Source organism: Xanthomarina gelatinilytica, from assembly GCF_000348685.1.
GTDB classification, from domain to species: domain Bacteria; phylum Bacteroidota; class Bacteroidia; order Flavobacteriales; family Flavobacteriaceae; genus Xanthomarina; species Xanthomarina gelatinilytica.
In genome coordinates this window covers 58850-85205 of the sequence record NZ_ANLA01000016.1, presented here as the reverse complement: position 1 = coordinate 85205, position 26356 = coordinate 58850, and the positions used below count along the sequence as shown (strand labels likewise).

The following is a 26356-nucleotide window of genomic DNA, read 5'->3' as shown; positions in this document are numbered from 1 at the left end:
CGGGATATCGGGAATTTCTAAATTAGCATTTATATACAATAGCATTAATGTTCATGCCTGCACCAACACTGGCAAACATAATTAAATCGCCTTTATTGATGGTGTGTCCATCCAGTTTACCATTCAAAATCAAATCGTATAGGGTAGGAACCGTTGCTACACTGGAATTCCCTAATTTGTTGATGGTCATTGGCATAATGTCTTTTGGCATATCCATATTGTACAGTTTATAGAAACGTTGTACAATGGCTTCATCCATTTTTTCGTTTGCTTGATGGATGAGTATTTTCTTTAAATCACCAATGTTGTAACCACTTTTATCCAAACAGGATTTCATGGCTGGTGGCACATTGTTTAGGGCGAATTCATATATTTTCCGGCCATACATTTTTATATATCTGCGTTGGTCTGTAATGGCAGGATTGTTAGTTTCCCCAAAATAAATAAAATGAGCTTCATCTAGAGCATAGGTCGCACTTTGATGCGCAATAATTCCTCCTGTTTCAGATGTTTCCTCAATAATGGCAGCTCCAGCTCCATCACTATATATCATAGAGTCCCTATCGTGTTTATCTACAACCCTTGATAAGGTTTCAGCTCCAATGACTAGGCATTTTTTTGCAATTCCAGCTTTAATAAATGCATTGGCTTGTATAACACCTTCATTCCATCCAGGACATCCAAATAATATGTCGTAAGCCACACATTTAGGGTTTTTGATGCCAAGAAGATGTTTTACCCTAGAAGCGATACTGGGAACCGTATCACTCTGTTCGGTATTGTGTTTTACATCGCCATAATTATGGCCAACAATAATATAATCCAATTCCTCTTGGTTAACCTGTGAGTTTTCTATGGCCTTTTGAGCAGCAAAAAATGCAATGTCCGAAGTGTTTAAGTGGTTTTCAACATAGCGTCTTTCACCAATTCCAGTAATGGCTTTGAACTTTTCTATAATCACATCGTTTTGTTGTTTTATAGAAGAGCCATCTTGATTTAGAAATTCATGTTTATGAAAATCCTCGTTCCTTTCTATGGTAATTGGAATATAGCTTCCAGTGCCTGTTATTTTTGTTGCCATGGTTTTGCTATTAATGTGTTAGGCTTTTGCTAAATTAATCATAAAATTATTGTTAGCATATTCATTTCAAAATTATTAGGTAATATTTGCTAAATTCTCAATAAATGAAGTTTATATTGAATGTTATGCAAAAAAAAGCCCTCATTTTGAGGGCTTTTAAATTATGTGTGTCTATAAATTAGGCGTCCAAATATTCCTCTATTGGAGCACAGGTACAAATTAGGTTTCTGTCTCCATAGGCATCGTCCACACGTCTAACACTTGGCCAGAACTTGTTTTCACGTATATAGTCTAACGGAAATGCTGCAGTTTCCCTAGAGTAAGGCATGGACCAGTTAGAAGATGTGATCATCTCTAAAGTATGTGGTGCATTTTTCAAGACATTGTTTTCATCGTCTTTTGAAGCCAAATCAATTTCTTTTTTAATGGATATCATGGCATCACAGAAACGATCCATTTCAGCTTTGCTTTCACTTTCCGTAGGTTCTATCATTAAGGTTCCAGCTACTGGAAACGAAACCGTTGGTGCATGGAATCCATAATCCATTAAACGTTTGGCAATGTCGCCAACTTCTATACCATGAGCTTTAAAAGGTCTACAATCCACTATCATTTCATGTGCTGCACGACCACATTCGCCTGAATACAAGGTGTCAAACTGTCCTTGTAAGCGATGTTTGATGTAATTGGCATTTAAAATAGCAATTTTTGTGGCTTGTGTCAACCCTTCGGCACCTAACATTTTTATGTAAGCGTAGGAGATCAAGCAAACCAATGCTGAACCAAATGGAGCAGCAGAAATAGCTGATATGGCTTGGTCTCCTCCAGTTTTAATAATAGGGTTTCCAGGTAAAAATGGCACCAATTGTTTTGCAACACAAATTGGACCAACTCCAGGACCGCCTCCTCCATGAGGAATGGCAAAGGTTTTGTGTAAGTTTAAATGACAAACATCTGCTCCAATATTTCCAGGATTTGTTAGGCCTACTTGGGCATTCATGTTGGCTCCATCCATATAAACTTGGCCACCATTGTCGTGAATTATCTGTGTGATTTCCTTAATGGCAGATTCGTACACACCATGAGTTGATGGATAAGTAACCATGATACAAGACAGGTTGTCTTTGTGTAATTCGGCTTTTTCACGTAAATCTTCAACATCAATATTTCCTTTTTCAGTCGATTTAGTAACAACCACTTTCATGCCAGCCATTACAGCACTTGCTGGATTGGTTCCATGAGCAGACGAAGGAATTAAACAGATGTTTCTATGATGGTCTCCTCGGGATTCATGATACGCTTTAATAACCATCAATCCAGCGTATTCACCTTGTGCCCCAGAATTTGGCTGCAAAGAAGTTGCTGCAAATCCAGTGATTTCCGTTAATTGGTCTTCTAGTTCTTTTAAAACGGTTTGATACCCTTGGGCTTGTTCTACAGGAACAAAAGGGTGAACACTTCCCCAATTTGGAGAACTTAATGGTAACATTTCAGCTGCTGCATTCAATTTCATGGTACAAGAACCTAAAGAAATCATGGAATGATTTAGGGATAGGTCTTTGCGTTCCAGCATTTTAATATAACGCATCAATTCGGTTTCTGAATGATGGGAATTGAAAATGTCCAAACTTAAGAAGTCTGAGGTTCTTTGAAGTCTTACTGGGATAAAATTGGATGTTTCAAGTGTTGTTATTGCTATGGTATCTTTTCCAGCTGCTTCAGCAAAAATGGCCACAATTTCATTGGCATCTTTTAAATTTGTGGTTTCATTAATGGAAAGTGTCACCGTATTGGCATCTGGATAAAAGAAATTCACCTGATGCTTTTCTGCAATCGATTTAATTTTTGAAGCCTCTGCAGTTATACTTAGCGTATCAAAAAACGAAGTGTTGTTTTGTTTATAACCTAATTTCTCGATGTTATTGGAAATGGCTACTGCTGTGTTGTGTACTTTATTTGCAATAAATGTCAAGCCTTTTGGGCCATGATATACAGCATACATTCCAGCCATTACAGCCAACAATACTTGAGCTGTACAAATATTGGAAGTTGCTTTGTCTCGCTTGATGTGTTGTTCCCTGGTTTGTAAGGCCATACGTAACGCTCTATTGCCATTGACATCTTTGGTAACGCCAATTATACGACCAGGAATATCTCTTTTATAAGCTTCTTTTGTGGCAAAAAAAGCAGCGTGTGGTCCACCATAACCCATTGGGATTCCAAAACGTTGTGTGGTCCCTACAACTACATCTGCGCCAAATTTTCCAGGAGCCTCCAACATGACCAAACTTAAAATGTCTGCAGAAACCGCTACTTTAATTTGCGAGGCGTTGGCTTTTTCAATAAAATTCTTAATATCGGTTACCTGTCCGTTTTTTCCAGGATATTGCAAAATAGCTCCAAAATAATCGGTTGAAAAATCGAATGTATCTTCATTTCCCACAACCAATTCTATTCCTATTGGATTGGCTCTTGTTTGCAACAACGACAAGGTTTGTGGCAAAATGTTTTCAGTAACAAAAAACTTGTTGACATTGTTTTTTTTCTGGTCACGTTCCCTAACTGCAAACAACAGGCTCATGGCTTCTGCTGCAGCTGTGCTTTCGTCTAAAAGGGAAGCGTTGGCAAGTTCCATTCCTGTTAGGTCCGTTACCATGGTTTGGAAGTTTAATAGCGCTTCTAAACGACCTTGGGCAATTTCAGCCTGATAAGGTGTGTAAGCTGTATACCATCCTGGGTTTTCTAGAATATTTCGTTGAATAACAGGAGGCAAAATGGTTGGATGATACCCAAGACCAATATAGGTTTTGTAGGTTTTGTTTAGTTTAGAAAGCTCGTGAATATGTGTTAAGTATTCATACTCGCTCATTGGCTCATCTAAATTTAAAGGCTTTTTTAATTTAATGCCATCAGGAAGCGTTTCGTAAATAAGCTGGTCTAAAGTGTCTACACCAATGGTTTTTAACATCTGGTTTTGATCCTCTTCCCTTGGACCAATGTGACGGTTTGCGAAATTAGTTGTGTTCATTAAAATTTAGTTGTGTTAGGTTTCCAGTTTCCTGGAAAATACCGTTTTAATGCGACTTCATTATTTTAATAAATGACAGTCATTTTTTCAAGCGCAAAATTACGTAATAATTCACGTTATTTTGTTAATGAAAACTAAAGTTTTTAACCAATTAAAAAGGTTATTAACACTTTGTGTACTTTTGTTTTATGGCTTTGTTAAAACAAATATTCAATTTTTATATAGATAGTAGTATTCATGTGGCTTTGGCTGTTTTTGCCTTGTCTTGGGTCACGCTTTTGGAATTTGGTATTCCATATGATCGAGCCGTACTTTACTTTATATTTTTTGCTTCCATAACTGGATATAATTTTGTGAAATATTTTGGTTTGGCAAGATTTCACCATAGAAGTTTAACCAATTGGCTAAAATTGATACAGGTGTTTTCCTTGATGTGTTTTATTGGCATGTGTTACTTTGCTTTAAAACTGGAACTGATTTCACTTGTTGTGATATTGGGTTTTGGTGTTGTTACTTTTTTATATGCCATTCCCTTTTTGCCCAATAAAATCTTGTACGACAAGCATAAAAATTTAAGAAATGTAAGTGGTTTAAAAGTGTATATTATTGCTCTGGTTTGGGCAGGCGTGACAGTGGTTTTGCCTTTACTGAACAATCATGTGCCTTTGGATACAAATGTTGTTGTTACTGGCTTTCAAAGATTTGTATTTGTCACTGTGTTGATGTTTCCCTTTGAGATTAGGGATTTAAATTATGATAGTTTAAAACTGGCAACCATCCCACAGCAAATAGGCATAAAAAACACTAAAATGGTTGGTGTTTTATTGCTTATGTTGTTTTTTCTTTTGGAATTCTTAAAACCTCAATTGAATGTGGAACACACTGTTAGTATGTTGATAACCATGTTTGTAACTTTGATGTTTTTGATTTTTGCAAATAGAAATCAAGGCAGGTATTACAGCTCGTTTTGGGTAGAAGGTATTCCCTTGGTTTGGTTGTTGCTATTGTTGGTTTTTTAACTCGTTTTGAAGGTTTTTCCGTAACACTTGTTTTTCAGATTGATTTAAGCAAGAAACATTCGCTTTTTTAATGGTTTCTGTTAACTTAATGTTTTTGTTTACATAGGCTCTGGTTATCCTACACCATACATAACGAAGTTTTAACTTGAAGGTTTCCCAAGAAGTGGCTTCGTGATATTGTGCTTTATCGCAAATATGTTTTGCTTCGTCGCACGATATAAATAAAAAGGATTTGTGTTTCATTGTTGTTAAAACCAATTTTTTTCCATACATGCTGCCATGGATGTTCTTGCTCTGTGAATTATGACCCACAGATTAGACGCAGTGATGTTTAAATCATTACAAATAGTTTCGGTTTCTAAACCTTCTATGGTTTTCATTCTAAAAACAGTGGCTTGTTTTTCCGGTAATTTGCTCAGGCAATCATAAATGGCGTCACCTAGTTCGTTGTTTACAATTTCATCTTCGGCAGTTCTATAATCTGTATCTGCCACTCTTTTTTCCAGCCAACTTCCTTCGTCATCTTCTGTGTTGAATTCCACACGTACTTCAGCCTTGCCTTTATTGGAGTTTATTTTTCGGTAATGGTCTATGATTTTTCGTTTTAAAATAGAAATGAGCCATGTGCGTTCACTGGCTTCACCCTTAAAATTCTTCATGGATTTTAAGCCGGCAAAAAACGTATCCTGCACCAAATCTTTTGCTTTTTCCCTATCGTTTACACGCGAAATGGTAAAATTGAAAAGGTAATCGGAATACAGATCAATCCATTGATTTGGATTTATAGTGTGTTTTGGCATGTTTCTTTTTCAGCAATTTTATCAAAAATAGGGTAAATAAATTACTTTTCTATCAAACCTGCCCGCTTTAGTAAAGCATCGGGTTGAGGTTCGTGTCCTCTAAAACGTTTGTAAAGGATCATTGGGTCTTCGGTTCCACCTTGTGACAAAACGTGTTCTTTAAATTTTGTTGCTACATCTTTATTGAAAATGCCTTTTTCTTTAAAAAACTCAAAAGCATCTGCATCTAAAACTTCAGCCCATTTGTAACTGTAATAACCAGAACTGTAACCTCCTTGGAAAATGTGAGAAAATGAGGTGCTCATGCAGTTTTCTGCAACATCTGGGTACAGTTTTGTGTTTTCAAAAGCTTTTAGTTCATGCTCTTTAACGCTTTTTATTGTTTCTGGCGATTCGACACCATGCCAACTCATATCCAATAGGCCAAAGCTTAGCTGACGCAAGGTTTGCATCCCTTCATGAAAGGTTGAAGAGGCTTTTATTTTTTCAATTAAATCCATAGGAATTACCTCTCCAGTTTCATAATGTGTGGCAAATAATTCCAAGGCTTCTTTTTCGTAACACCAATTTTCCAATACCTGACTTGGCAGTTCCACAAAATCCCAAAATACACTTGTTCCTGATAAACTTGGGTAAGTGGTATTGGCCAACATGCCATGTAAAGCATGTCCAAATTCGTGAAATAACGTGGTGACCTCATTAAATGTTAATAAGGAAGGTTTGCTTTTTGTAGGTTTTGTAAAATTACAAACAATGGAAATATGTGGTCGGGAGTTTTCGCCGTTTTTAACATATTGAGGTTTGTAAGATGTCATCCAAGCCCCATTTCTTTTGCCTGGTCTTGGGAAAAAATCGGCATAAAAAATAGAAACCAAGTCGCCTTTATCGTTTGTAACCTTGTATGTTAAAACATCTTGATGATATTTATCGATAGTGGAAATTTCTTCAAAATGCAAACCATATAGCCTTTCTGAAATTGTAAAAACCCCTTGAATTACGTTTTCAAGTTTAAAATAGGGTTTTAGTTTTTCATCGTCCAAATCAAATCGTTTTTGTTTTAATTTTTCAGCATAATAAGCACCATCCCATTTTTGTAATTGGTCTATGCCATCCAGTTCTTTTGCAAAAGACTCAAGCTCTGTGAATTCTTTTAATGCTGCAGGTTTGGCTTTTTCCAACAATTCATTTAAAAACGTTTCTACTTTTTCTGGGGTTTTAGCCATGCGTTCTTCAAGAACAAAATGCGCATGGGTTTTATAACCCAATAAATTGGCTCTTTCATGGCGAAGTTTAACAATTTTCAATACATTTTCCTGGTTGTCCAAGGCATCGTTATGAAATGCTTTGGCTCCAGAGGCAATGGCCAATTTTTTTCGCAATTCCCGATTGTTTGCGTAGGTCATAAAGGGTATGTAGCTTGGGTAATGCAATGTAATTAACCAGCCTTTTTTGCCTTTTGATTCTGCCAATTGCTGTGCAGCTTCCTTGGCACCTTCTGGTAAACCTGCCACTTCCTCTTCTTTGGTCAAGAGCATTTCAAACTTATTGGTTTCGGCCAATACATTTTCGCCAAACTTGAGTTTCAGTTTGCTTAATTCTTTGTCTATGTCTCTAAGTTGTTGTTTTTTGTCTTCTGGTAAGTTGGCCCCATTTCTAGAGAAACTTTTGTATTTTTTATCCAAAAGGGTTTTTTGCTCGGTTGTTAAGTTTAACGAGTTTTGAGCTTGGTAAACGGTTTTTATACGTTTAAACAACTTTTCGTTTAATGTAATGTCATTACTGAATTCAGACAATAAAGGGGAAACCTCTTGGGCAATTTTTTGAATTTCGTCGTTGGTTTCGGCCGAATTCAAATTAAAAAAAATACTCGAAATCCTATCCAATTCTTCGCCAGAGAAATCCAAAGCTTCAACCGTATTTTTAAAACTTGGTGTTTCTGGATTATTGGTAATATCCTCAATTTCTTTTTTGGCTTTTTCTATGGCTTTTTTAAAAGCAGGTAAAAAGTGCTCGTTCTTAATTTTTGAAAAAGGAGCTGTATGAAACTGTGTGTCAAATGGTTTATTTAGAATATTCATTTTTAAGAGGATTCTTTTCGAAAAATGAGTGTCTTACTTTTCTTACTAAGACACTGGTTTTCTGATTATTAACTTTTTATTATGAATTTATTTGATTTTAAATGCTACTTTTGCATCAGATTTTTCATGAGAGTTTTAAGTGACTCTTTAAAATAATTGATTAATAGCGTTTAAAACCTCGACCAAAAGTCGAGGTTTTTTATTTTAAGTCTTTGGAAGACTCTATAACTTTTGCTTTTAAGCCTTCTTTATAATGTAAAATTTTATCTAAAACAGAAGGATTGGAACTCCCAATAATTTGGGCTGCTAAAATACCTGCATTCTTGGCACCATTTAGAGCCACTGTTGCTACAGGAACACCTCCAGGCATTTGCAGAATTGATAAAACAGAGTCCCAACCATCTATGGAATTACTGCTTTTTACTGGAACTCCAATTACAGGAAGGGGAGAAAGAGAGGCTATCATACCTGGTAAATGTGCTGCGCCTCCAGCACCTGCAATAATAACTGAAAAACCTCGTGTATGTGCATGTTTGCCATAATCGAACAATTTTTCCGGTGTTCTGTGTGCAGATACAATATCCACGTCAACTTCTATATCAAAACCTTTTAAAATGTCTATGGCTTCTTGCATAACCGGTAGGTCGCTTTTGCTTCCCATAATAACTCCTACTTTGCTCATAATTATTCGCTTATAACTTTAATGGTATTTTTTACTTGTTCTGCAATATGTCTTGCTGTGTTTAAATCTTTGTTCACTATGGTCACATGTCCCATTTTCCTAAAAGGCCTGGTTTGTTTTTTACCATAAATATGTGGTGTTACTCCAGGCAGTTTCATGATGTCTTCAATATGCTGATAAACCACATTTCCAGTATGCCCTTCGGCACCAACCAAATTTACCATAATACCACCGACTTGACTGTCGGTTTTTCCTAAGGGTAGATTTAATATGGCTCTCAGGTGTTGTTCAAATTGTGATGTATAACTAGATTCAATGGTATGATGTCCAGAGTTATGTGGTCTGGGAGCCACTTCATTAACCAAAATTGCATCGTCTTGGGTTTGAAACATTTCTACAGCCAACAGTCCAATATGGTTAAAAGCTTTGGAGACTTTTAAAGCCACTTCTGTAGCCTTTTTTGCAACCTGTTCGTCAATTCTTGCAGGGCAAATCACATATTCAACCTGATTGGCTTCTGGATGGAATTCCATTTCAACCACAGGATATGTTGCTACTTCTCCTTCTGGGTTTCTAGCAACTATTACAGCCAATTCATTTTTAAAAGGCACCATGTCTTCAGCAATACATTCCACATTTGGCAAGTCTTTCAAATCGGCTTCGGTTCTAATTATTTTTACACCATTTCCATCGTATCCAAACTGGGCACTTTTCCAAACAAAGGGAAACGTTAATCCACCATTGTGTACAGCATCTAAAATTTCCGAAGCATAGGCAAATCTGGAGAAATTGGCAGTTGGGATATTGTGGTCCCTATAAAACAATTTTTGTGTGGCTTTGTTTTGAATGATACGAAGTGTTTTAGAGGTAGGATATACCTTAACACCTTCTTTTTCCAAAGCCTCCAAGGCTTTAGTGTTTACGTTTTCAATTTCAAAAGTAAGGACATCTACCTGTTTTCCAAAGTTGTAAACAGCGTCGTAGTCCATTAAATTTCCTAAATGAAATTCATTACATGCCAATTTACAAGGCGCTTCTTCGCTAGCGTCCAAAACAGTGGTGTAAATATCGAATTTTCTGGTATCGTACAGTAACATTTTACCTAATTGGCCACCACCTAAAATACCAAGTTTAAAAGTTGAAGAGAAAAAATTCATGGATTTCATTTTGCACAAAAGTACAAATCAATTGCCTTTGAAAAAACTAAATCCCAAACAATCTAAATTAGAATTCGCAAAACGTTAATCAAATGATTACCTTTGCATTTCTAAAAAAAATAAAACAAGTGGTAAAGCTTCACGATTTACAATTTAGGCCATTTATTTCTGAAGAAGAAATACAACAAACCGTACAGCGAATGGCCATAGAGATAGCAAACGATTTAAAAGACGAAGTACCAGTGTTTATAGGTATCTTAAACGGCTCGTTTATGTTTGTAAGCGATTTTGTTAAAAAATATCCTAAACCTTGTGAGGTTACTTTTATTAAATTGGCGTCTTATGAAGGCGTGAAATCTACCGAAGACATTCAAAGGTTGATTGGTTTAACACAAGACTTAAGTGGCAGAACAGTTGTTATCTTGGAAGACATTATTGATTCTGGGAATACACTTGAAGAAGTGCACAGAATATTTAAAAACGAACATGTCAAGCAGCTTCTTATCGCTACGTTGTTTCACAAGCCAACAGCTTATAAAAAAGATTTTAAATTACACTACGTAGGCGTTGAAATACCCGATAAATTTATTGTAGGCTATGGATTGGACTACAATGGTTTGGGTAGGGATCTGCCTGAAATATATCAATTAAAAACAACACAACACATGACTAATTTGGTGCTATTTGGCCCTCCAGGCGCAGGAAAAGGAACTCAGGCTAATTTCTTAAAGGAAAAATATAATTTAATTCATATCTCAACAGGCGATGTGTTTCGTTTTAACATTAAAAACGAAACAGCTTTAGGGATGGTGGCCAAATCCTATATGGATAAAGGAGAGTTGGTTCCAGATCAAGTAACCATTGACATGTTAAATGCTGAAGTTGAAAAAAATGCCGATGCTAAAGGCTTTATCTTTGATGGGTTTCCACGTACCAACGCCCAAGCTGAAGCTCTGGACAAATTAATGGACAGCAAGGACTCTCAAATCAACGCTATGGTGGCTCTTGAAGTTCCAGATGAAATTTTGGTGGAGCGTTTGTTGGAAAGAGGTAAAACCAGTGGTCGTGCAGACGATGCAGACGAAGGCATTATAAGAAACCGAATTAAGGAATACTACGATAAAACAGCCGTTTTAAAAGATTATTATTCGGCTCAAAATAAATATTTTGGTGTGAATGGAGTAGGTAGTATCGAAGATATTACCAAGCGCTTAAGTGCTGTAATAGATACATTATAAACCTCCAATAGGGTTTAAACTTTAAGCTTTAAACTATATAAAATTTAAACTCAATTATGACTGAAGGAAATTTCGTTGATTACGTAAAACTGCATGTGTCTTCCGGAAATGGAGGCAAAGGTTCTGCACATTTACATCGTGAGAAATTTATTGAAAAAGGAGGTCCAGATGGTGGCGATGGTGGACGTGGTGGTCATGTGATTATTCGAGGGAATTCCAATCTTTGGACCTTGTACACCTACAAATTTAAAAGACACTTTAAGGCTGGACATGGCGAACATGGAGGGAAAAGTAGAAGTACAGGTGCAGATGGAGAAGATGTGTACATGGATGTACCACTGGGAACGTTAGTTCGCGATAGGGAAACCAACGATGTTATTTTTGAGATTACCCAAGATGGTGAAGAAAAAATAATTGCCAAAGGAGGCATGGGAGGACGTGGCAATTGGCATTTTAAAACATCTACCAATCAAACACCAAGATACGCACAACCTGGAATACCTGGCGAAGAATTGGATATCATCCTGGAACTTAAAGTTCTGGCTGATGTTGGATTGGTTGGCTTTCCAAATGCAGGAAAATCCACTTTGCTCTCTGTAGTGAGTGCAGCAAAACCTAAAATAGCCGATTATGAGTTTACTACCCTGAAACCTAATTTAGGAATTGTGGAATATCGCGATTTTAAAACGTTTGTGATGGCAGATATTCCTGGAATTATAGAAGGAGCAGCCGAAGGGAAAGGACTTGGACATTATTTTTTAAGACACATTGAACGCAACTCGGTTCTATTGTTCTTAATTCCTGCAGACGCAAAAGATATTAGAGAGCAATACGATATTCTGTTGGATGAGCTGAAACGTTACAATCCCGAAATACTAGATAAAGATCGCTTTATAGCCATTTCTAAAAGTGATATGCTGGACAACGAATTAAAAGCGGAACTTAAAGCAGAATTGGACAAAACGCTTCCTGTGGAATACATGTTCATTTCATCGGTTGCACAACAAGGTCTTACCGAATTGAAAGATAAATTATGGAAGATGCTGAATGAGTAAATCCTTATGAAACAACGTATAAAAAACATTGTTGAAATAAACGATAATAAGGCCAGTAAGGTCTTTGCTATTTTTATTCAAGTACTTATTTTAATTTCCATAGTCACCTTTACTATGGAAACCATTCCAGATTTAAAACCAGAAACCCGTTCGCTTTTATATGCGATAGAAGTGTTTAGTGTCATTGTTTTTTCAGTGGAATACCTATTGCGCATTTATGTAGCTGAAAGCAAACCAAAATTTATATTTAGTTTTTTTGGAATTATAGATTTCCTTGCCATTTTACCATTTTACTTAAGTTTTGGTGTTGATTTACGTTCGTTAAGGGCCTTACGTTTTTTAAGGCTTTTCAGAATCTTTAAATTAGTGCGATACAATCGTGCGATAAATCACTTTACAAATGCTATAAAATCATCCAAAGAAGAAATTCTTCTTTTTCTGTTTGTTACTCTCATCTTAATTTATTTTGCAGCAGTTGGTATTTATTATTTTGAAAACGCAGCCCAACCAGAGCATTTTTCTTCTATTTTCGATAGTTTGTGGTGGGCAATAGTGACCTTGACAACCGTTGGTTATGGCGATGTGTATCCTATAACGGTTGGTGGGAAAGTGTTTACTTTTATTATCTTATTGATTGGTTTGGGGATTGTTGCCATACCAACTGGAATTATTTCTTCTGCATTGACAAAATCTGTAGATTCCAACGAAACTGAAAAATAATTCGTTATCCTTTTCAGGAGGTTTCTTATCTTTAAAACAAAAATGAAAAAGTTAGCCTCAATATTTTTTCTATGCATCTGCCTTTCCTGTGGTGTTACAGTTGATTACGATTACGAAAAAAACACCGATTTTTCCAAATACAAATCCTATAGCTATTTTAGAAACATGGATACAGGATTAAGCGAATTGGATGCCAAACGTTTGTTTGCCGCTTTAGATGAAGCCATGGCGCAAAAAGGATTGCTCCTTTCCGAAAACTCCGATTTTATTATAAATATTGAAAGTGCCACCTATCAGGAAATGCAAAGCAACTCGTCTGTAGGAGTAGGCGTTGGAGGTGGAGGAGGTAACGTTGGTGGTGGTATTTCAGTTGGGATTCCTTTGGGTCAGGCCAATATGTCCAGACAGATCAAGTTCGATTTTGTAGATGCAAATACCAATCAATTGTTTTGGCAAGCCATCAGTAGTGAAACCGATGTTCCAAGGGACTATCCAGAAGAGCGCGAAGCCAAATTTCAACAAATAGTCCAAAAGGTCTTGGAAGGCTTTCCACCAAGCAAGTAGATTTAATTTTATCATTTTCATAACAGTTTAAAATTCGTAAGCTTTCTTTCGTTTTGTAACTTTGGGTTCATTTAAAAAATATATTATGGAAACATTACAAAATAAAGTGGCTTTAATTACTGGAGGCACCAAAGGCATTGGTTACGGAATTGCACAATCGCTACTTAAGCAAGGCATTCATTTAGCTATAACCAGCAGGAGCTTAGCTGCTGCAAAGAAGGCTGCCGAGTTATTGAATAAAGGCTCCAATACAACAGCAAAAGCTATTGGTTTGGAAGCCGATGTAAGAAGTCTGGAAAGTCAGGAAGCTGCCGTAAATGAAGTTAAGAAGGAGTTTGGCAAATTGGATATTGTAATTGCCAATGCAGGATTGGGTTATTTTGGAAGTATTGAGGATTTGACTAAGGATCAATGGAATGAGACTATTGATACCAATTTAACAGGCGTTTTCAATTCCATAAAAGCCAGTGTTTCTGCTTTAAAGGAAACAAAAGGGTATTACATAACCATTTCAAGTTTGGCTGGAACCAATTTTTTTGCAGGAGGTTCAGCTTATAATGCCAGCAAGTTTGGTGTTACAGGCTTTACACAAGCTGTGATGTTGGATTTAAGAAAGTATGGTATCAAGGTTAGTACCATTATGCCAGGATCGGTCTCTACCCATTTTAATGGGAATGAACCGGACGAAAGCGATGCCTGGAAAATTCAAATTGAAGACATTGGTGAATTGGTGGTAGATTTGTTGAAAATGAACCCGAGAACCTTACCAAGTAAAATTGAGGTGAGACCCAGTATGCCTTCAAATAAATAATTTGAGGGTTTTATTAAAATGAAACAAAAAAAGAGGCTTTTTTAAGCCTCTTTTTTGTGTAAAACATTTTTATTTATCAATGGATATCCTAACGCCTTCACTATGACTGCTAAATTCTGGCGCATACATGCTTTGAATGGTGGTAATGCCATTGCTCATGTTCCCAGCATTGCTAACACGTAAATCGTATTCAAATACATAAACGCCTTTTGGTAAATAGTCGAAAAAGAAGTTGGTACTTGCATCTTTGGTGCTTTCGTAATAACCCAAGCCATCTTGCCATTTGTATTGAGACAAGACGTTTATTGGTTCTAAACCACTGGCCCTCATGTCTTTCATATGAAGGAATTCCATAGCGCGATCGCTTGTCAATTCTATTCGTACACGAATTAAATCGCCAATTTTTAATTGAGTTTCAGAGGTTATTTCTGAAATTTCTTCGCCTAAATGGGTGTTGGTTTTTAAGAAGAGTTTTTTCTTAAGGGTTAAGGGTGTTTCGGCTGAAGTGATCTTATCTAAATCCTCAAAATATTGCCAGTATAAAGCTCCCCAAGCAATGCCTTCGCCTTTTTTCGTCAAGGTAACTTCTGCCATGTCTGGTTTAATTTCAGAACCTGTCCAAGACGTTTTATAATAACCTGTTCCAGCTTCAACTTTCACGTCTTCCTCCCGATAGCTATCGGGATTGAAGGGTTCTATAGTTTTGCCACCAACAACTACATCAACCATCTCAGTTACAGATAACCAATCACTACCTTGAAGCAATATAGCATAAACAGCTTCGGTTGTTGCTTTGGTGGTTTTCCAGCTATTGGTCTGTTTGTTTTTTAAGAGCCAGATTTTCAGATTGTCTATGGTTTTAATGTCATTTTCTATTTCAGAAAAAGCTTCAATCATCAAAGCCTGGGTTTCTATAGGAGCTTGATACCAATACCAAGAACTTGTGTTTTCTTTCCAATACATGCCTAATTCGTCACTGGTAATACTATTTTCCTTTAAAGATTTTAAGATTTTTGAGGCTGTTACATCATCCTCAAATCTATGAGACACCAAAGCCATCAAACCTTTCGAGTACAGGTTGCGAGATTTCCAATATTTTTGAATTTGAGTTTGGTAATATGCAATTATGTCTTCTACTTCTTTCGATTTTTTAACCTCTGGATAAAAACTTCGCATGTATAAATAATGCAATTGTGTGTAGCTTAAATGATCTTTGGTTAAATCTGCTTTTTCATTGTATTTGGTGATGTTTTTGTATTCTTCAACAAACTCTTTGTCCAAATAGCTTATGGCTTTTTTAATCATAGACGTCTCGACTGCGCTTAGCGTGGCATGTAGCTTATCTAAATGTCCAAATCCTGTAATAATATGTTGTGTGATATAACGATTGGGTCTACCACCTTGAAACCAAGCCCAAGAGCCATTTGGCATTTGGTTTTGTTCCAGTTTGCGAATATTTGCCTGTAATTCGCTTGTCATTTTGTTTAAATCGAATAATAAGGCAATGCGTTTCTTTTGTTCGGTTTCACTTTCAGCATCGCGTAACCAAGGTGTTTCTTCAATAAGAATGGATTTTAATTCTTGGTTCTTTTCCAAATTAGAAAGTAGCGCATCTGTATTTCTCCATTGATTGAAAACCTCTTGAATTCTAGGGTTTGAATTTGCTATATGGCTAGCCAATGAATTCGCATAATATCTGCTAAATACTTGTTCATTGCATTCGTAAGGATATTCCATTAAATAAGGCAAAGCCTGAACGGCATACCAAGCCGGATTGGATGTGATCTCCAAGGTCAATTTGTGATTCTTTAGAGTTGTTGAAGTATTATTTTTTAACTTCTCTAGAGTAAACGTTTTGGTTTGGTTAGAACGAATCCACATAGGTAACGTTTCCGTAACCAACATTCTGTTGGAAAGCACAGGAAGCGCATTTTGTTCGCCATCGCTAAAATCGCCTGCTTTGGCAATTATTTTGTATTGAACAGCATCTATATGATCTGGAATGGATAAACTCCATGACACTTCAGTATTTCCTTTTTCATCAACAGTAAAGGCCTTTGTGTTTAAGGAATTGTTTAGTTCAGCATCAATGGTTTTGCCATTTGTTGCATCAAAAAGTTGCAAAACGGCTTGTCCAGAAAGATCTTTTTTGCTCAGATTAGAAATCTTAGAACTAATAGTTATTTGGTCTCCTTGACGTAAAAAACGTGGTGCATTTGGTATGACCATCAGTTCTTTTTGGGTAACAGTTTCCAACGTAGTTGTTGCAGATTCCAAGGTTTTGGTATGTGCCATTAATTGCAATTTCCATTTGGTTAAGGCTTCTGGTGTGGTAAAGCTAAAACTGACGTTGCCTTTTTCGTCTGTTTGTAATTGTGGAAAGAAAAAAGCCGTTTCCTGAAGGTTTTTACGGATTGTAACTTGAGAGAAGTCTTCTTTTAAAGGGTTACTTATTGTAGCCTCTGAAACTTCTTCGTTTAATTCTTCTTCATTGTCTGAAGCAGCTAATTCAGCCTCTTCAGATCTAAAGGCATAACCAATAGCACTTTTCTCTTTTTTTACTCCAAAACCAGTCACAACCACTTCATCTATAGCAGTGACATCTGGAATCATAGAAAGTGTAAAAGTGTTGTTGGCACCAATAACATATTCTTTTTTAATATATCCAACAAAGGTCAGTACCAGTATGTCACCAGTTTTTGCTTTAATAGAAAATTGACCATCAAAATCGGTTTGAGTACCTTCATTACTTCCTTTAATATTGATATTGACACCAGGTAAAGGCAGGTCATTTTCATCTACAATAGTTCCAACCACTTTTCCTTTTTCTAAAGCAGTATTATAGGAAGCTTGAGTCCTAATTTTTCTTAAATATTGTTGTCTTACCCAAGTATTCGTCAAGCTAAACCCAAACCAATCCAATTGATCATAACTGTTTTTAGGATAATAAGCGTAAAATCTATTTAAATTAAGAACCCTGAACGTATCAGTATAAAAACTGGCTCTTGCGTTTTTGTGGTTATACGCACGATAAGTTGGAAGATTAATGGGATTGAAATCCCAGAGATGAGGTTTAAATTGGTCCAAAGACATATCGTACATGCTCGCTAATAATTCGGCAGATACTTGTTCGCCTTTGGGACCTTTAATTTTAAAGCTCCAAGTCTCCTCTTGTCCTGGTTGCAATTTGTCTCTAAACGTCATGGTTTCAATCTCTAAATCGGATTTAGGATAAGGTACTGAAATAGATGTTGTACCAGATTCAAAACTATTGGCATAGGCAAAACTGTAGTGTACTGCAAAGCCACCCAAATCTGTTTTATTAACAGGAATGCTTATGGTTTTCTTGTTATTGTTTAGTTGAATGACGTAGGTGTTTACGGTTTGTTTGTTCTTTTCAATTTCAACCGTTACTGATATATTTTCAGCCGAAGACCCTAAAGTAAGTTCCACAATATCGTTAATTTGATAGTCTTTTTTATTGGAACTCATGCTGAAAAGTTGCTTGTCTGCAAGGGTTTTGTCGGTCTCGCTAAACAAGGTGGTCCTGGTTTCGTCTTTGACTTCCTGACCAAATCTATCTTTGCTTTCCAATTCAATAACATATTGTCCAGATTCCCATTTCTTAATGTTTCCTAATTCTATTTCTTTGGATTTTTCGGTATTGAAGGATTTTTCAAAAACAAGGGCTCCTTTTTTCCAATTGTTTGGGTTGTTTTCATCTTTATAGGCTTCATAAGGAAACATAATTTTAAATTCAGTTTCTGAAAGCATCTGATAATCTGGAGCTTTCCAAGGTCGTGGACGCAAGACATAATCTGGAGCTTTAAGCTTATAGATTTTTATGGTTCCTTGTGCTGGAACAAATTCACCATTTAAGTTTTTGGTATCGATGTTTAATGTATGCTCCTTTTTCAATTTGTCTAAGGTAGCATCTACAGAAACCGTTGCAATTAGCGCATGATACCCAACATTAACTATGGTTGTTGCAGAACGTGTTTCCCCATTTAAATCGGTGACATCTGCAGTTACTTCATAATTAAAAACAGGCAGATTGTCTTTGTTGACACTTGTATCAGGAAGGGCTTTAAAAGTAATTTCAAATTCACCTTTGTTGTTTGTTATGGCTTCTCCATGGGTTATTTCCTGTGGTTCGCTAATATAAGCAGGTCTGTACCAATAATACCATCTCGGATATTGTACTTTTCTATGCACTCTGTAAACCACTTTGGCATTGGTGATGTTGCTTCCAGCATAAGCTAAAGCCTGTCCTGTTACAGTTACGGAATCGTTGACTTTATAAGTTTCCGTTACAGGTTTAAATTGGGCTTCAAACTTGGGGCGTTTGTATTCTTCAACTGAAAAATAATGTTTAACATCCACATCATTTTTCTCACCATAGAATTCAATACTATAATTTCCGTTTAAACCCGAATTAGGAAGAATAAACTCACCAGAAACGGAACCAAATTCATTGGATTTTAATTCTAATTCAGAAATTAAATCATTATTGGTATCATAAAGTTCTAGATAAAACAATTCATTTGGAATCACTTCAGATTTACCATCTTCAATCTTAATACCAATACCTTTAAAATAAACAATTTGTCCAGGTCTGTAAATGCTTCGGTCTGTAAATATAAAACCTCTGTAATGTTCTTTATAGGTGTTTCTTTCGTATTTTCTATTTAAATAGTAATCTCCAAAAAATGCCTTTTCATCAGAACAACTTGCTTCTATGTGAATATTGGACCAGGTGTTAGAACCTTTAATAAGTTCAATTTCACCCAAAGCATTGGTAGTGTAGTTTTTATTGTTTGTATTATCTCTATAATTCTTAAAATAGGTTATCTGGATGTCCAGATTGCTTAAGGGATTTCCGTTGTTTCTGTCGATAAATTGATATACCTGCTTGTCCTGTTCTGTTTTTTCAACCACAGCTATATTGGTAACTTGAAAGGTGTTGAAAGCAAAAGTGTTCTGGTTGTTATTGATTTTTGCGACAATTAAATAACGACCGTTATCCAATTTAGGAAGTAGGATTTCTGTGCTATGTTGCTGAAAATCCAATTCGTTTTTTAGCTCACTTTTCCAAGATGCATCTGCTTTCAACTTATTAATAAATTTAAGTTGCTCTTCTTGTTTATAGGTTTTGCTAAAGGTTTTAACCTGATTTTCTGACAGCTTATAAACATTAAAATCTAGTGTGTTTAGATTTTTATAAGTCACTAAAACTTTAGCATCTAGTTGAATTGGTAAGTAACTTTCAGAGAGAATACTTAAAGATTCTTGATGGATCTGTTCTAGTAAGATGTTGCTTTTTTCTGCAGCACGACTTTTAGGAAATCGCTTGATAATACTGTTACAAAGTTGTTCGGCATCTTTTAGTTTCCAACGATTGGTTTCGTTTGTTCCTGACTGATATTCCTGACCTTGTTGATAATACAAGTTAGCAATTTCAAATTGATATAATCCTGAAGCTTCATGTGTTTTTATGCGTTCGGCTTCGGTTTTGTAGGCTTCTATCAATAAGCTGTCTTTGTTTTGAAAAGTAGCATGCTGCTCTACAAAATTGTAGCGTAAAATATTTACGTCTGTCAAGGCTTCAAGCTGGTTGTTTTTTAAGTGAAATTGAATTAAATCCTGATATATTTTCAATGCCTGCAATTCTAAAGAGGTGGAATCTTTTGAGCGAAGCTCTAATTTTGAAAATGTTTTGGAGTCGCTTAAATAAGCTTCATCATCAATTTCAAATTTATAAGCTGGTTTTGTGATGCTGTTTTCGTGTGTTTGGTAAAACTCCAAAGCGTTATGGGCTAACAAATCATATAGCGTAGGTCTATAGCGTTTGGAATCTGTTTGTTCGTTTAAAATACTGGAATAAGCAGTTAAATCTTCTTGTTGTAGCAGTTCTTTGTTTTTTAAGGACTGTTGGTAATGCAATTGGATTTCATTAAATAGGGTTTGTAAATCCCAAGTTCTAAAATCGGTTGCAACGGTTTTGTCCACCACTTTGGTTCTGTTGTAAAACTTATATCTGTTTTGTTGGAAATATTGCCAATAAATGGTTGCCAACATGTTTTCCAACACATTTTTTATAGGTGCAGGTTTGTTGGAAATGGCAGTTTTAAAACTGTTAACAATCTTTAACTGCGCGTCTTCTTCTAAAATTAAGGCGAACTTGCTTTTAAAGAGCAAGGTTTTAATTTGCTGTGTTTGGTTTTGGTCCTTAATGGCCAAAGCTTCTATTTGTTCTACAATTTGTAAAGCCGATTTGAGCAATTCCTCACGTTCAAAAGCCTCTACTTGTTTCCAAAGTGTGTTGTAATCCGAATTTTGGGCTTCAGAAAAATGAGCGAATAATAACAGCATTAATATAGTTGCGTAGTATTTCATTTGTAAGAATTTATGTCAGTAGCAAATCAAAAGCTATTCCAAAAAAACAAAGAGGAACAAAATTTGTAATTACTTATGTGAAAATAGGCATTTTTTAAGTCAATGAGAAAGGTTACTTTTGTTATTCCGACGATTTAGATATGAAAAAGCTATTGGTACTTTTTTTGTTGCCTTTATGGAGTTTCTCACAAACATCCCATCAAACCTTGGAGTTGTTGTTGGCACAAAAAAAATATGCCAAAGCAGAACAATTGGCAAGCCCTTTTGTTGCAAATAATCCCAACGATTTAAAAGCGATAGAAATCCTTGGAGATGCCTACAGCTATCAGGAAAAGTGGGATGAAGCCATAAAACAGTACAAAAAATTGGTTGTGCTTAAACCAGAGGTGGCCAATTTTCATTATAAATATGGAGGCGCTTTAGGCATGAAAGCCCTTTCTGTAAACAAACTTTCTGCCTTAACCTATTTAGGCGACTTAAAGGAAGCATTTTTAACTGCTGCAAAATTAGACAAGAACCATATTGAAACACGTTGGGCTTTGGTGGAATTGTATATGCAATTACCTGCCATTGTTGGAGGAAGTAAAGGCACTTCTTTAAAATATGCTAATGAACTGGAACAACTTTCCAAAGTGGATGGTTATTTGGCCAAAGGCTATATTTACGAATATGACAATGAACCAGAACTTGCAGAAACCTATTATAAAAAAGCCATTACTATTGGAGGCTCCATAACCTGTTATAATAAATTGACCGAGTTTTATGAAAAACAAAACCAGCCAGAAAAAGCCATTAAAAATATAGAATCAGCACAGGGAAGGCTACAACGTAATGCTTTGCACTACCAACTTGGAAAAGTCTCTGCAGAATATAATATGCAGCTTGCCAAAGGGGAAGCTTGTTTAAAAACTTATATCAAGGATTATTCTCCTGAGGATGGTGTGCCAATTGCTTGGGCAAATTATAGATTGGCTCAGATTTACAAACACCAAAACAACAAAAGTTTGGCATTAAAATATATTGATTTAGCATTAAAGGAGCTTCCAGAGATTAAGGTGTTTCAAGATGAACGTCTTACTATTTTGAAGCTTTGATTTTTTAGTCGTGCAATTTCATTAGAATGATCCTTACATTAAAAACATGATTGAATTAGCACCAATAATTTGGAAATTGGTTTTTGTAATTTGATATTTGCTCTATGAACGTACATTTTATAGCTATAGGAGGCTCTGCCATGCATAATCTGGCATTGGCTTTACACAATAAAGGATATCAGGTAACAGGTAGCGACGACACCATTTTTGAACCTTCAAAATCCAGATTGGAAACTAAAGGGTTGTTGCCTGAGTCTTATGGATGGTTTCCAGAAAAAATCACTTCAAATATAGATGCCATTGTGTTGGGCATGCACGCCAAAGCAGACAATCCAGAGCTTTTAAAAGCTCAGGAATTGGATATGAAGATTTATAGCTATCCTGAATTTCTGTACGAACAATCCAAAAACAAAACCCGTGTGGTTATTGGAGGAAGTCATGGTAAAACAACCATCACATCCATGATACTCCATGTGATGCATTACCACAATCGGGAAGTTGACTATATGGTTGGTGCACAACTGGAAGGTTTTGATGTTATGGTGAAACTAACCGAAGAGAACGATTTTATTGTGTTGGAAGGCGACGAGTATTTAAGTTCACCTATAGATAGACGACCAAAATTTCATCTTTACAAACCAAACATCGCTTTATTAAGTGGCATTGCTTGGGATCACATCAATGTGTTTCCAACTTATGAAGGTTATGTAGAGCAGTTCCGTATTTTTGTAGATAGCATTGTAAGAGGAGGTAGCATTACTTATAACGAAGAAGATCTAGAAGTTACCAGAGTTGTGGAATCCAGCGAAAATACCATAAGAAAATTGCCTTACCGAACTCCTGAATATGCTGTTGAAAACGGACAAACCCTTTTGGAAACGCCTGAAGGTCCACTGCCTATTGAAGTTTTTGGAAAGCACAACCTAAACAATCTGGCAGGAGCCAAATGGATTTGCCAGCATATGGGAATTGATGAAGACGATTTCTACGAAGCCATTGCCACCTTTAAAGGCGCCAGCAAACGCTTGGAGAAAATAGCCGAAAGCAAAAACAGTGTAGCTTATAAAGATTTTGCACATTCGCCTTCTAAAGTGGAGGCTACTACTAAAGCAGTAAAAGAACAATACCAGAACAGAACCTTGGTGGCCTGTTTGGAATTGCATACTTATAGTAGTTTAAATGCCGAATTTTTAAAAGAATACAAAGGCGCTTTAGATGCAGCAGATGTGGCTGTGGTTTTCTATTCGCCTCATGCTGTGGAAATTAAGAAATTGGAAAAAGTTACCCACGAACAAATTGCCAATGCGTTTGAACGCGACGATTTAATAATCTACACCAACCCAGACGACTTTAAAAACTTTCTCTTCTCTCAGGATTTTAAAAACAAAGCTCTGTTATTAATGAGTTCGGGAAATTATGGAGGTTTGGATTTTGATGCCGTTAAAGAGCTGATTTAATAGTATTACTAAAACCCAAGGGACTCAATATATGCATGTAGTTCTTCAATGGTGGATTCAAATTCAAAAGCATTATTTACCTTCCAATAATTTTCTGGGTTATAACAAAAGGAATAGGCAAACTTGGCATACTCCAATTTAGTATCTTCAAAATCGAATAAACTTGTAATTTGTGCAATTTGGGCTGAGGTTAAACAATTCCCTTTAGTTACTTGTTTTGCCAATGTTAATTTAGAATCTGAAAACGATTTGCTTTTAATGGAAGCCAAGGCCTGATTAAAATCACTTGGAGACATGGCATAACAATCTGTTTCCTCAACAATAACAACATCTGTAGAGTTACCTATAGTTGTAGTTGTGGTTTGGGTTGTGGTAGTTGTGATTCCAGAATTTACATGAATACCAACACCAACATTTGTGTCATTTGTATTTACACCTACACCTATATTAATTTGATCTCCATTTGCAGTGGTGGTAGTGGTTGTGGTTTGTGTTATTGTTTGAATGGGAGGAAGAGGCACAGCATTATAATGTATCAAAGGAACATGCTCTGGTGGAGGCATCAAGGACTGAAATGGTGTGAATGAGTAAAACCTTAATTTGCGGCCTCGATTGCTGTTTTTAATTTTATATACAAATTCGCCACGGTTTCCATCTGCATCCACAGCCATAAGATATTTTTTTTCTATTTGATTAATAGATTCGTTGGCAAATACAATTTTGGCATCATAATAGTCGTTTGTTAAATAATCCACAGCAATATTTACGACAGGTTCTTCATTTTGTCTGATGCTATTTAGAAACAAATAAAATGCTTCACCATCTTCTGAGAAAATAGTTAACCTGGATTCTTGAGAAACAGAAAGTGTGGACACAAATAGGAGCATTAAGTATAGGTGTTTCATATCAATGAATTTTTAAATGAGGTGTTTTTTTAAATTAGCCAAAAATAATATTTATTTGCATACATAACGCTTTCAATAAGCACTTATATTGTTGTTTCATGTATTGATATTTATTGTTTTATAATGGTCACATGGAACACCCAAATTAACATTTTGCTGTGTGATTAAAGTTTAATAATGGGTGATCTATTTTATTATTGGTATTGAAATTTTGATTTTTGAGTTTATGTTTTTACACTCGACCAACCAGGAGCCATTATATTGAATTTCAATTTTTTAAACTTGGCTTAAAAACAGTTCACAGCTTAGTAAATATTAATGTCAATATGATGGCTTTAGTGTTTTTAATCCCATATCTCAGGACGATTGATTTTCATTGCTCTTAAATAGGAAAGGAATTGTCCTGCGTGCACAGATTCGTGATATCCAATTCGCAATAAATAGTTTCCAAGAAGTTTCTTTTGTCCATTTCCGGGATGAATAATCTCAGTTTCGTTTAATTCTATATCCGAAAATTGTCTAACACGTTCTAAAAATATATTCCTATAGGGTTCGGCAAATTCAAGTTCGTCAGCAATACTAGTAAATGGTCGGTTTTTCCAAGGTGTTTTATAATCTGTCATGTTCCCATTGTTAATTATAATATTCCATCCATAATCGGCTTCTAAAACATGTCTTATCATTTCTATAGCAGTCATTGCTTTTTCGTCAGGCTTCCAATTGTAATAACTTTTAGGGAGTCCGTTCCAGAGTTTGATGCTTCTTCTTCTAATTTCATTAAAGTTTAAAATTATAAGTTCAGATTGAGTCATTTCTTGTTTTAAGTATGTTGTTATAGGTTGTTGTTAATTTTTCTTTTAATAGCCTACAAAGGCTTTACGGTAAAAAACGCCAAGATTAAACGATTCTATCCAAAAAGGCCTTAATGTTTTCTTGGTTGGCCCGAATCAGTTCAGCTTTGGCATTCTCTATATCTTGTGGCTTTTTGTCTTGAGAGAGTTTAAATTTCCCTTCCCAGGACAATATCTCTATCTCAAAACCTACCACATAAGGTATAAACTGTTCCATTTTATCATTATTCATATCCAAAACATATTTGTGCATAGGTGCTTCCAAGAATTCGGTCATGGCAACCATGGATTGTTTAATGGTTTCCGGGTTGGTGATTTCTTTGGCACGTCCAGTTATTTGTACCTTAATATAGTTCCAAGTGGGCAATTGCGTTGTGGTGTAAATACTTGGCGAAATATAGCATTGTGGACCAGAAAAAATTAGGGTTACAGGTAAATCGTTTTTAAGTAAATTGGCATGAGGATTGTTTTTGTCCAAATGTCCAATAAGTTTTCCTGCCTCGTAAATAAGAGGTAAATGTGTAATCACAGGCTCATGGTTGTTAATCGAAATAACAGTTGCCAACGGATAGCTTTTCATGACGTCTATTAACTGTTGCCTGTTGTGATTTTGGTGATGTTTAGGTGGATAGCTCAAAAGAAATTGAAGGGTTTTATATAAATGATTTTTTTTTTGATTTATAAAATTACAATATTTATCTTTATTGGATGCAGGAAAAAGAGCCATCATTTTCTATTAAAAACTGGAACCATACAGACCAGCCTAGAGAAAAACTTCGCGATAAAGGCAAAGCCAGTCTAAGCGATGCCGAACTGGTGGCTATACTTATTGGCTCTGGTAGCAAAAACGAAAGTGCTGTAGACTTAAGCAAACGTATCCTTGCCAGTGTAGACAACAATTTAAATGCTTTGGGAAAATTGTCATTAAAACAGTTAATGGACTTTAAAGGTATAGGCGAAGCCAAAGCCATAAGTATTGCTGCTGCCCTGGAATTAGGTCGTAGGAGAGGAGGAGAGGCTCTTGTGCAGAAACAGAAAATAACCTCTAGCCAGTCTGTGTTTCACATTATGCAGCCTTTGTTAGGAGAGTTACCTCATGAAGAATTCTGGATTATTTACTTGAACAATTCCAATAAAATCATTCAAAAAAATCAATTGAGCAAAGGAGGTATTACAGGCACCTTGGTAGATGTACGCTTGGTGCTTAAAAATGCCCTTGAAGTAGGGGCTACAGGTCTTATTTTGGTTCATAACCATCCATCTGGAACTTTAAAACCCAGTGAAGCCGATAAACAACTAACACGAAAACTGAAACTGGCAGGCGAAAGTTTGGACATAAAAGTTTTGGACCATGTTATCATAACGGAAAAAGCCTATTTTAGCTTTGCTGATGAAGCCATATTATAGACATTTCAAAAAA

Annotated in this window: 20 protein-coding genes; 9 read left to right on the top strand and 11 right to left on the bottom strand. The window is 35.9% G+C overall.

The features are described 5' to 3' along the window. Positions 1-22 precede the first annotated feature (22 nt). Complete coding sequence (locus tag D778_RS10795) at positions 23-1081, bottom strand: 3-oxoacyl-ACP synthase III family protein (RefSeq protein WP_007650562.1); 1059 nt, start codon at positions 1079-1081, stop codon at positions 23-25. Between the two features lie 178 nt (positions 1082-1259). Beyond that, positions 1260-4109: an aminomethyl-transferring glycine dehydrogenase gene (gene gcvP, locus D778_RS10790; RefSeq protein ID WP_040492218.1), complete on the bottom strand. Its 2850-nt coding sequence runs from the start codon at positions 4107-4109 to the stop codon at positions 1260-1262. A gap of 188 nt (positions 4110-4297) precedes the next feature. Here gcvP and D778_RS10785 point away from each other — a divergent pair, with 188 nt between their 5' ends. Beyond that, entirely contained in the window at positions 4298-5128 is an 831-nt protein-coding gene (locus D778_RS10785; protein ID WP_007650559.1) for a UbiA prenyltransferase family protein, read from the top strand. On the opposite strand, the gene D778_RS10780 is transcribed toward D778_RS10785, so the two are convergent. From D778_RS10780 to D778_RS10760, 5 genes are all read right to left on the bottom strand, one after another. Further along, the gene (locus D778_RS10780; protein ID WP_007650557.1) at positions 5111-5371 is read right to left on the bottom strand and encodes a hypothetical protein; all 261 of its coding nucleotides are present in this window, start codon (positions 5369-5371) and stop codon (positions 5111-5113) included. The two genes, D778_RS10785 and D778_RS10780, sit on opposite strands and share 18 nt — an antisense overlap. A 5-nt stretch (positions 5372-5376) precedes the next feature. Then, entirely contained in the window at positions 5377-5928 is a 552-nt protein-coding gene (locus tag D778_RS10775; protein WP_007650555.1) for a sigma-70 family RNA polymerase sigma factor, read from the bottom strand. Positions 5929-5969: 41 nt separating this feature from the next. Next, on the bottom strand, positions 5970-8006 hold the full coding sequence (locus tag D778_RS10770) for a M3 family metallopeptidase (protein ID WP_007650553.1): 2037 nt from the start codon (positions 8004-8006) through the stop codon (positions 5970-5972). Between the two features lie 199 nt (positions 8007-8205). Further along, a complete protein-coding gene (purE, locus tag D778_RS10765; protein WP_007650552.1) occupies positions 8206-8688 on the bottom strand; it encodes a 5-(carboxyamino)imidazole ribonucleotide mutase in 483 nt (160 codons plus the stop codon). A gap of 2 nt (positions 8689-8690) precedes the next feature. After that, positions 8691-9845 (bottom strand): 5-(carboxyamino)imidazole ribonucleotide synthase, encoded by a 1155-nt coding sequence (locus tag D778_RS10760; protein ID WP_040492232.1) that lies wholly within the window; start codon positions 9843-9845, stop codon positions 8691-8693. 92 nt (positions 9846-9937) lie between these two features. On the opposite strand from D778_RS10760, the gene D778_RS14430 reads away from it, so the two are divergent. From D778_RS14430 to D778_RS10735, 5 genes are all read left to right on the top strand, one after another. Further along, the gene (locus D778_RS14430; protein ID WP_007650548.1) at positions 9938-11083 is read left to right on the top strand and encodes an adenylate kinase; all 1146 of its coding nucleotides are present in this window, start codon (positions 9938-9940) and stop codon (positions 11081-11083) included. A 56-nt stretch (positions 11084-11139) separates the two neighbouring features. Further along, positions 11140-12138 (top strand): GTPase ObgE, encoded by a 999-nt coding sequence (obgE, locus tag D778_RS10750; RefSeq protein WP_007650546.1) that lies wholly within the window; start codon positions 11140-11142, stop codon positions 12136-12138. Positions 12139-12144: 6 nt separating this feature from the next. Further along, entirely contained in the window at positions 12145-12858 is a 714-nt protein-coding gene (locus D778_RS10745) for an ion transporter (protein WP_007650544.1), read from the top strand. Positions 12859-12900: 42 nt separating this feature from the next. Then, positions 12901-13422, top strand: a complete 522-nt coding sequence (locus D778_RS10740) for a DUF4136 domain-containing protein (RefSeq protein ID WP_007650542.1) — start codon at positions 12901-12903, stop codon at positions 13420-13422. 85 nt (positions 13423-13507) lie between these two features. Beyond that, a complete protein-coding gene (locus D778_RS10735; protein WP_007650540.1) occupies positions 13508-14233 on the top strand; it encodes an SDR family oxidoreductase in 726 nt (241 codons plus the stop codon). Between the two features lie 69 nt (positions 14234-14302). Here D778_RS10735 and D778_RS10730 read toward each other — a convergent pair whose 3' ends face one another. Continuing rightward, positions 14303-20629 (bottom strand): alpha-2-macroglobulin family protein, encoded by a 6327-nt coding sequence (locus D778_RS10730; protein WP_040492214.1) that lies wholly within the window; start codon positions 20627-20629, stop codon positions 14303-14305. Between the two features lie 140 nt (positions 20630-20769). Here D778_RS10730 and D778_RS10725 point away from each other — a divergent pair, with 140 nt between their 5' ends. Both D778_RS10725 and D778_RS10720 read left to right on the top strand, forming a co-directional pair. Continuing rightward, positions 20770-21723 carry a tetratricopeptide repeat protein gene (locus tag D778_RS10725; RefSeq protein ID WP_007650536.1) on the top strand — a complete coding sequence of 318 codons (954 nt, stop codon included), beginning with the start codon at positions 20770-20772 and terminating at the stop codon, positions 21721-21723. 104 nt (positions 21724-21827) lie between these two features. Then, positions 21828-23180 carry a UDP-N-acetylmuramate--L-alanine ligase gene (locus tag D778_RS10720; RefSeq protein ID WP_007650534.1) on the top strand — a complete coding sequence of 451 codons (1353 nt, stop codon included), beginning with the start codon at positions 21828-21830 and terminating at the stop codon, positions 23178-23180. Positions 23181-23188: 8 nt separating this feature from the next. Here D778_RS10720 and D778_RS10715 read toward each other — a convergent pair whose 3' ends face one another. The 3 genes from D778_RS10715 to D778_RS10705 all read right to left on the bottom strand — a co-directional run bounded on the left by D778_RS10715 (position 23189) and on the right by D778_RS10705 (position 25573). Continuing rightward, positions 23189-24085, bottom strand: a complete 897-nt coding sequence (locus D778_RS10715; protein ID WP_007650532.1) for a DUF4476 domain-containing protein — start codon at positions 24083-24085, stop codon at positions 23189-23191. A 344-nt stretch (positions 24086-24429) separates the two neighbouring features. Beyond that, positions 24430-24897: a DinB family protein gene (locus tag D778_RS10710; RefSeq protein ID WP_007650529.1), complete on the bottom strand. Its 468-nt coding sequence runs from the start codon at positions 24895-24897 to the stop codon at positions 24430-24432. Positions 24898-24982: 85 nt separating this feature from the next. Next, positions 24983-25573, bottom strand: coding sequence for an FMN-binding negative transcriptional regulator (locus tag D778_RS10705; protein ID WP_040492206.1), 591 nt, complete (start codon positions 25571-25573; stop codon positions 24983-24985). Between the two features lie 71 nt (positions 25574-25644). On the opposite strand from D778_RS10705, the gene radC reads away from it, so the two are divergent. Beyond that, entirely contained in the window at positions 25645-26343 is a 699-nt protein-coding gene (gene radC, locus D778_RS10700) for a RadC family protein (RefSeq protein WP_007650519.1), read from the top strand. Positions 26344-26356: the final 13 nt, after the last annotated feature.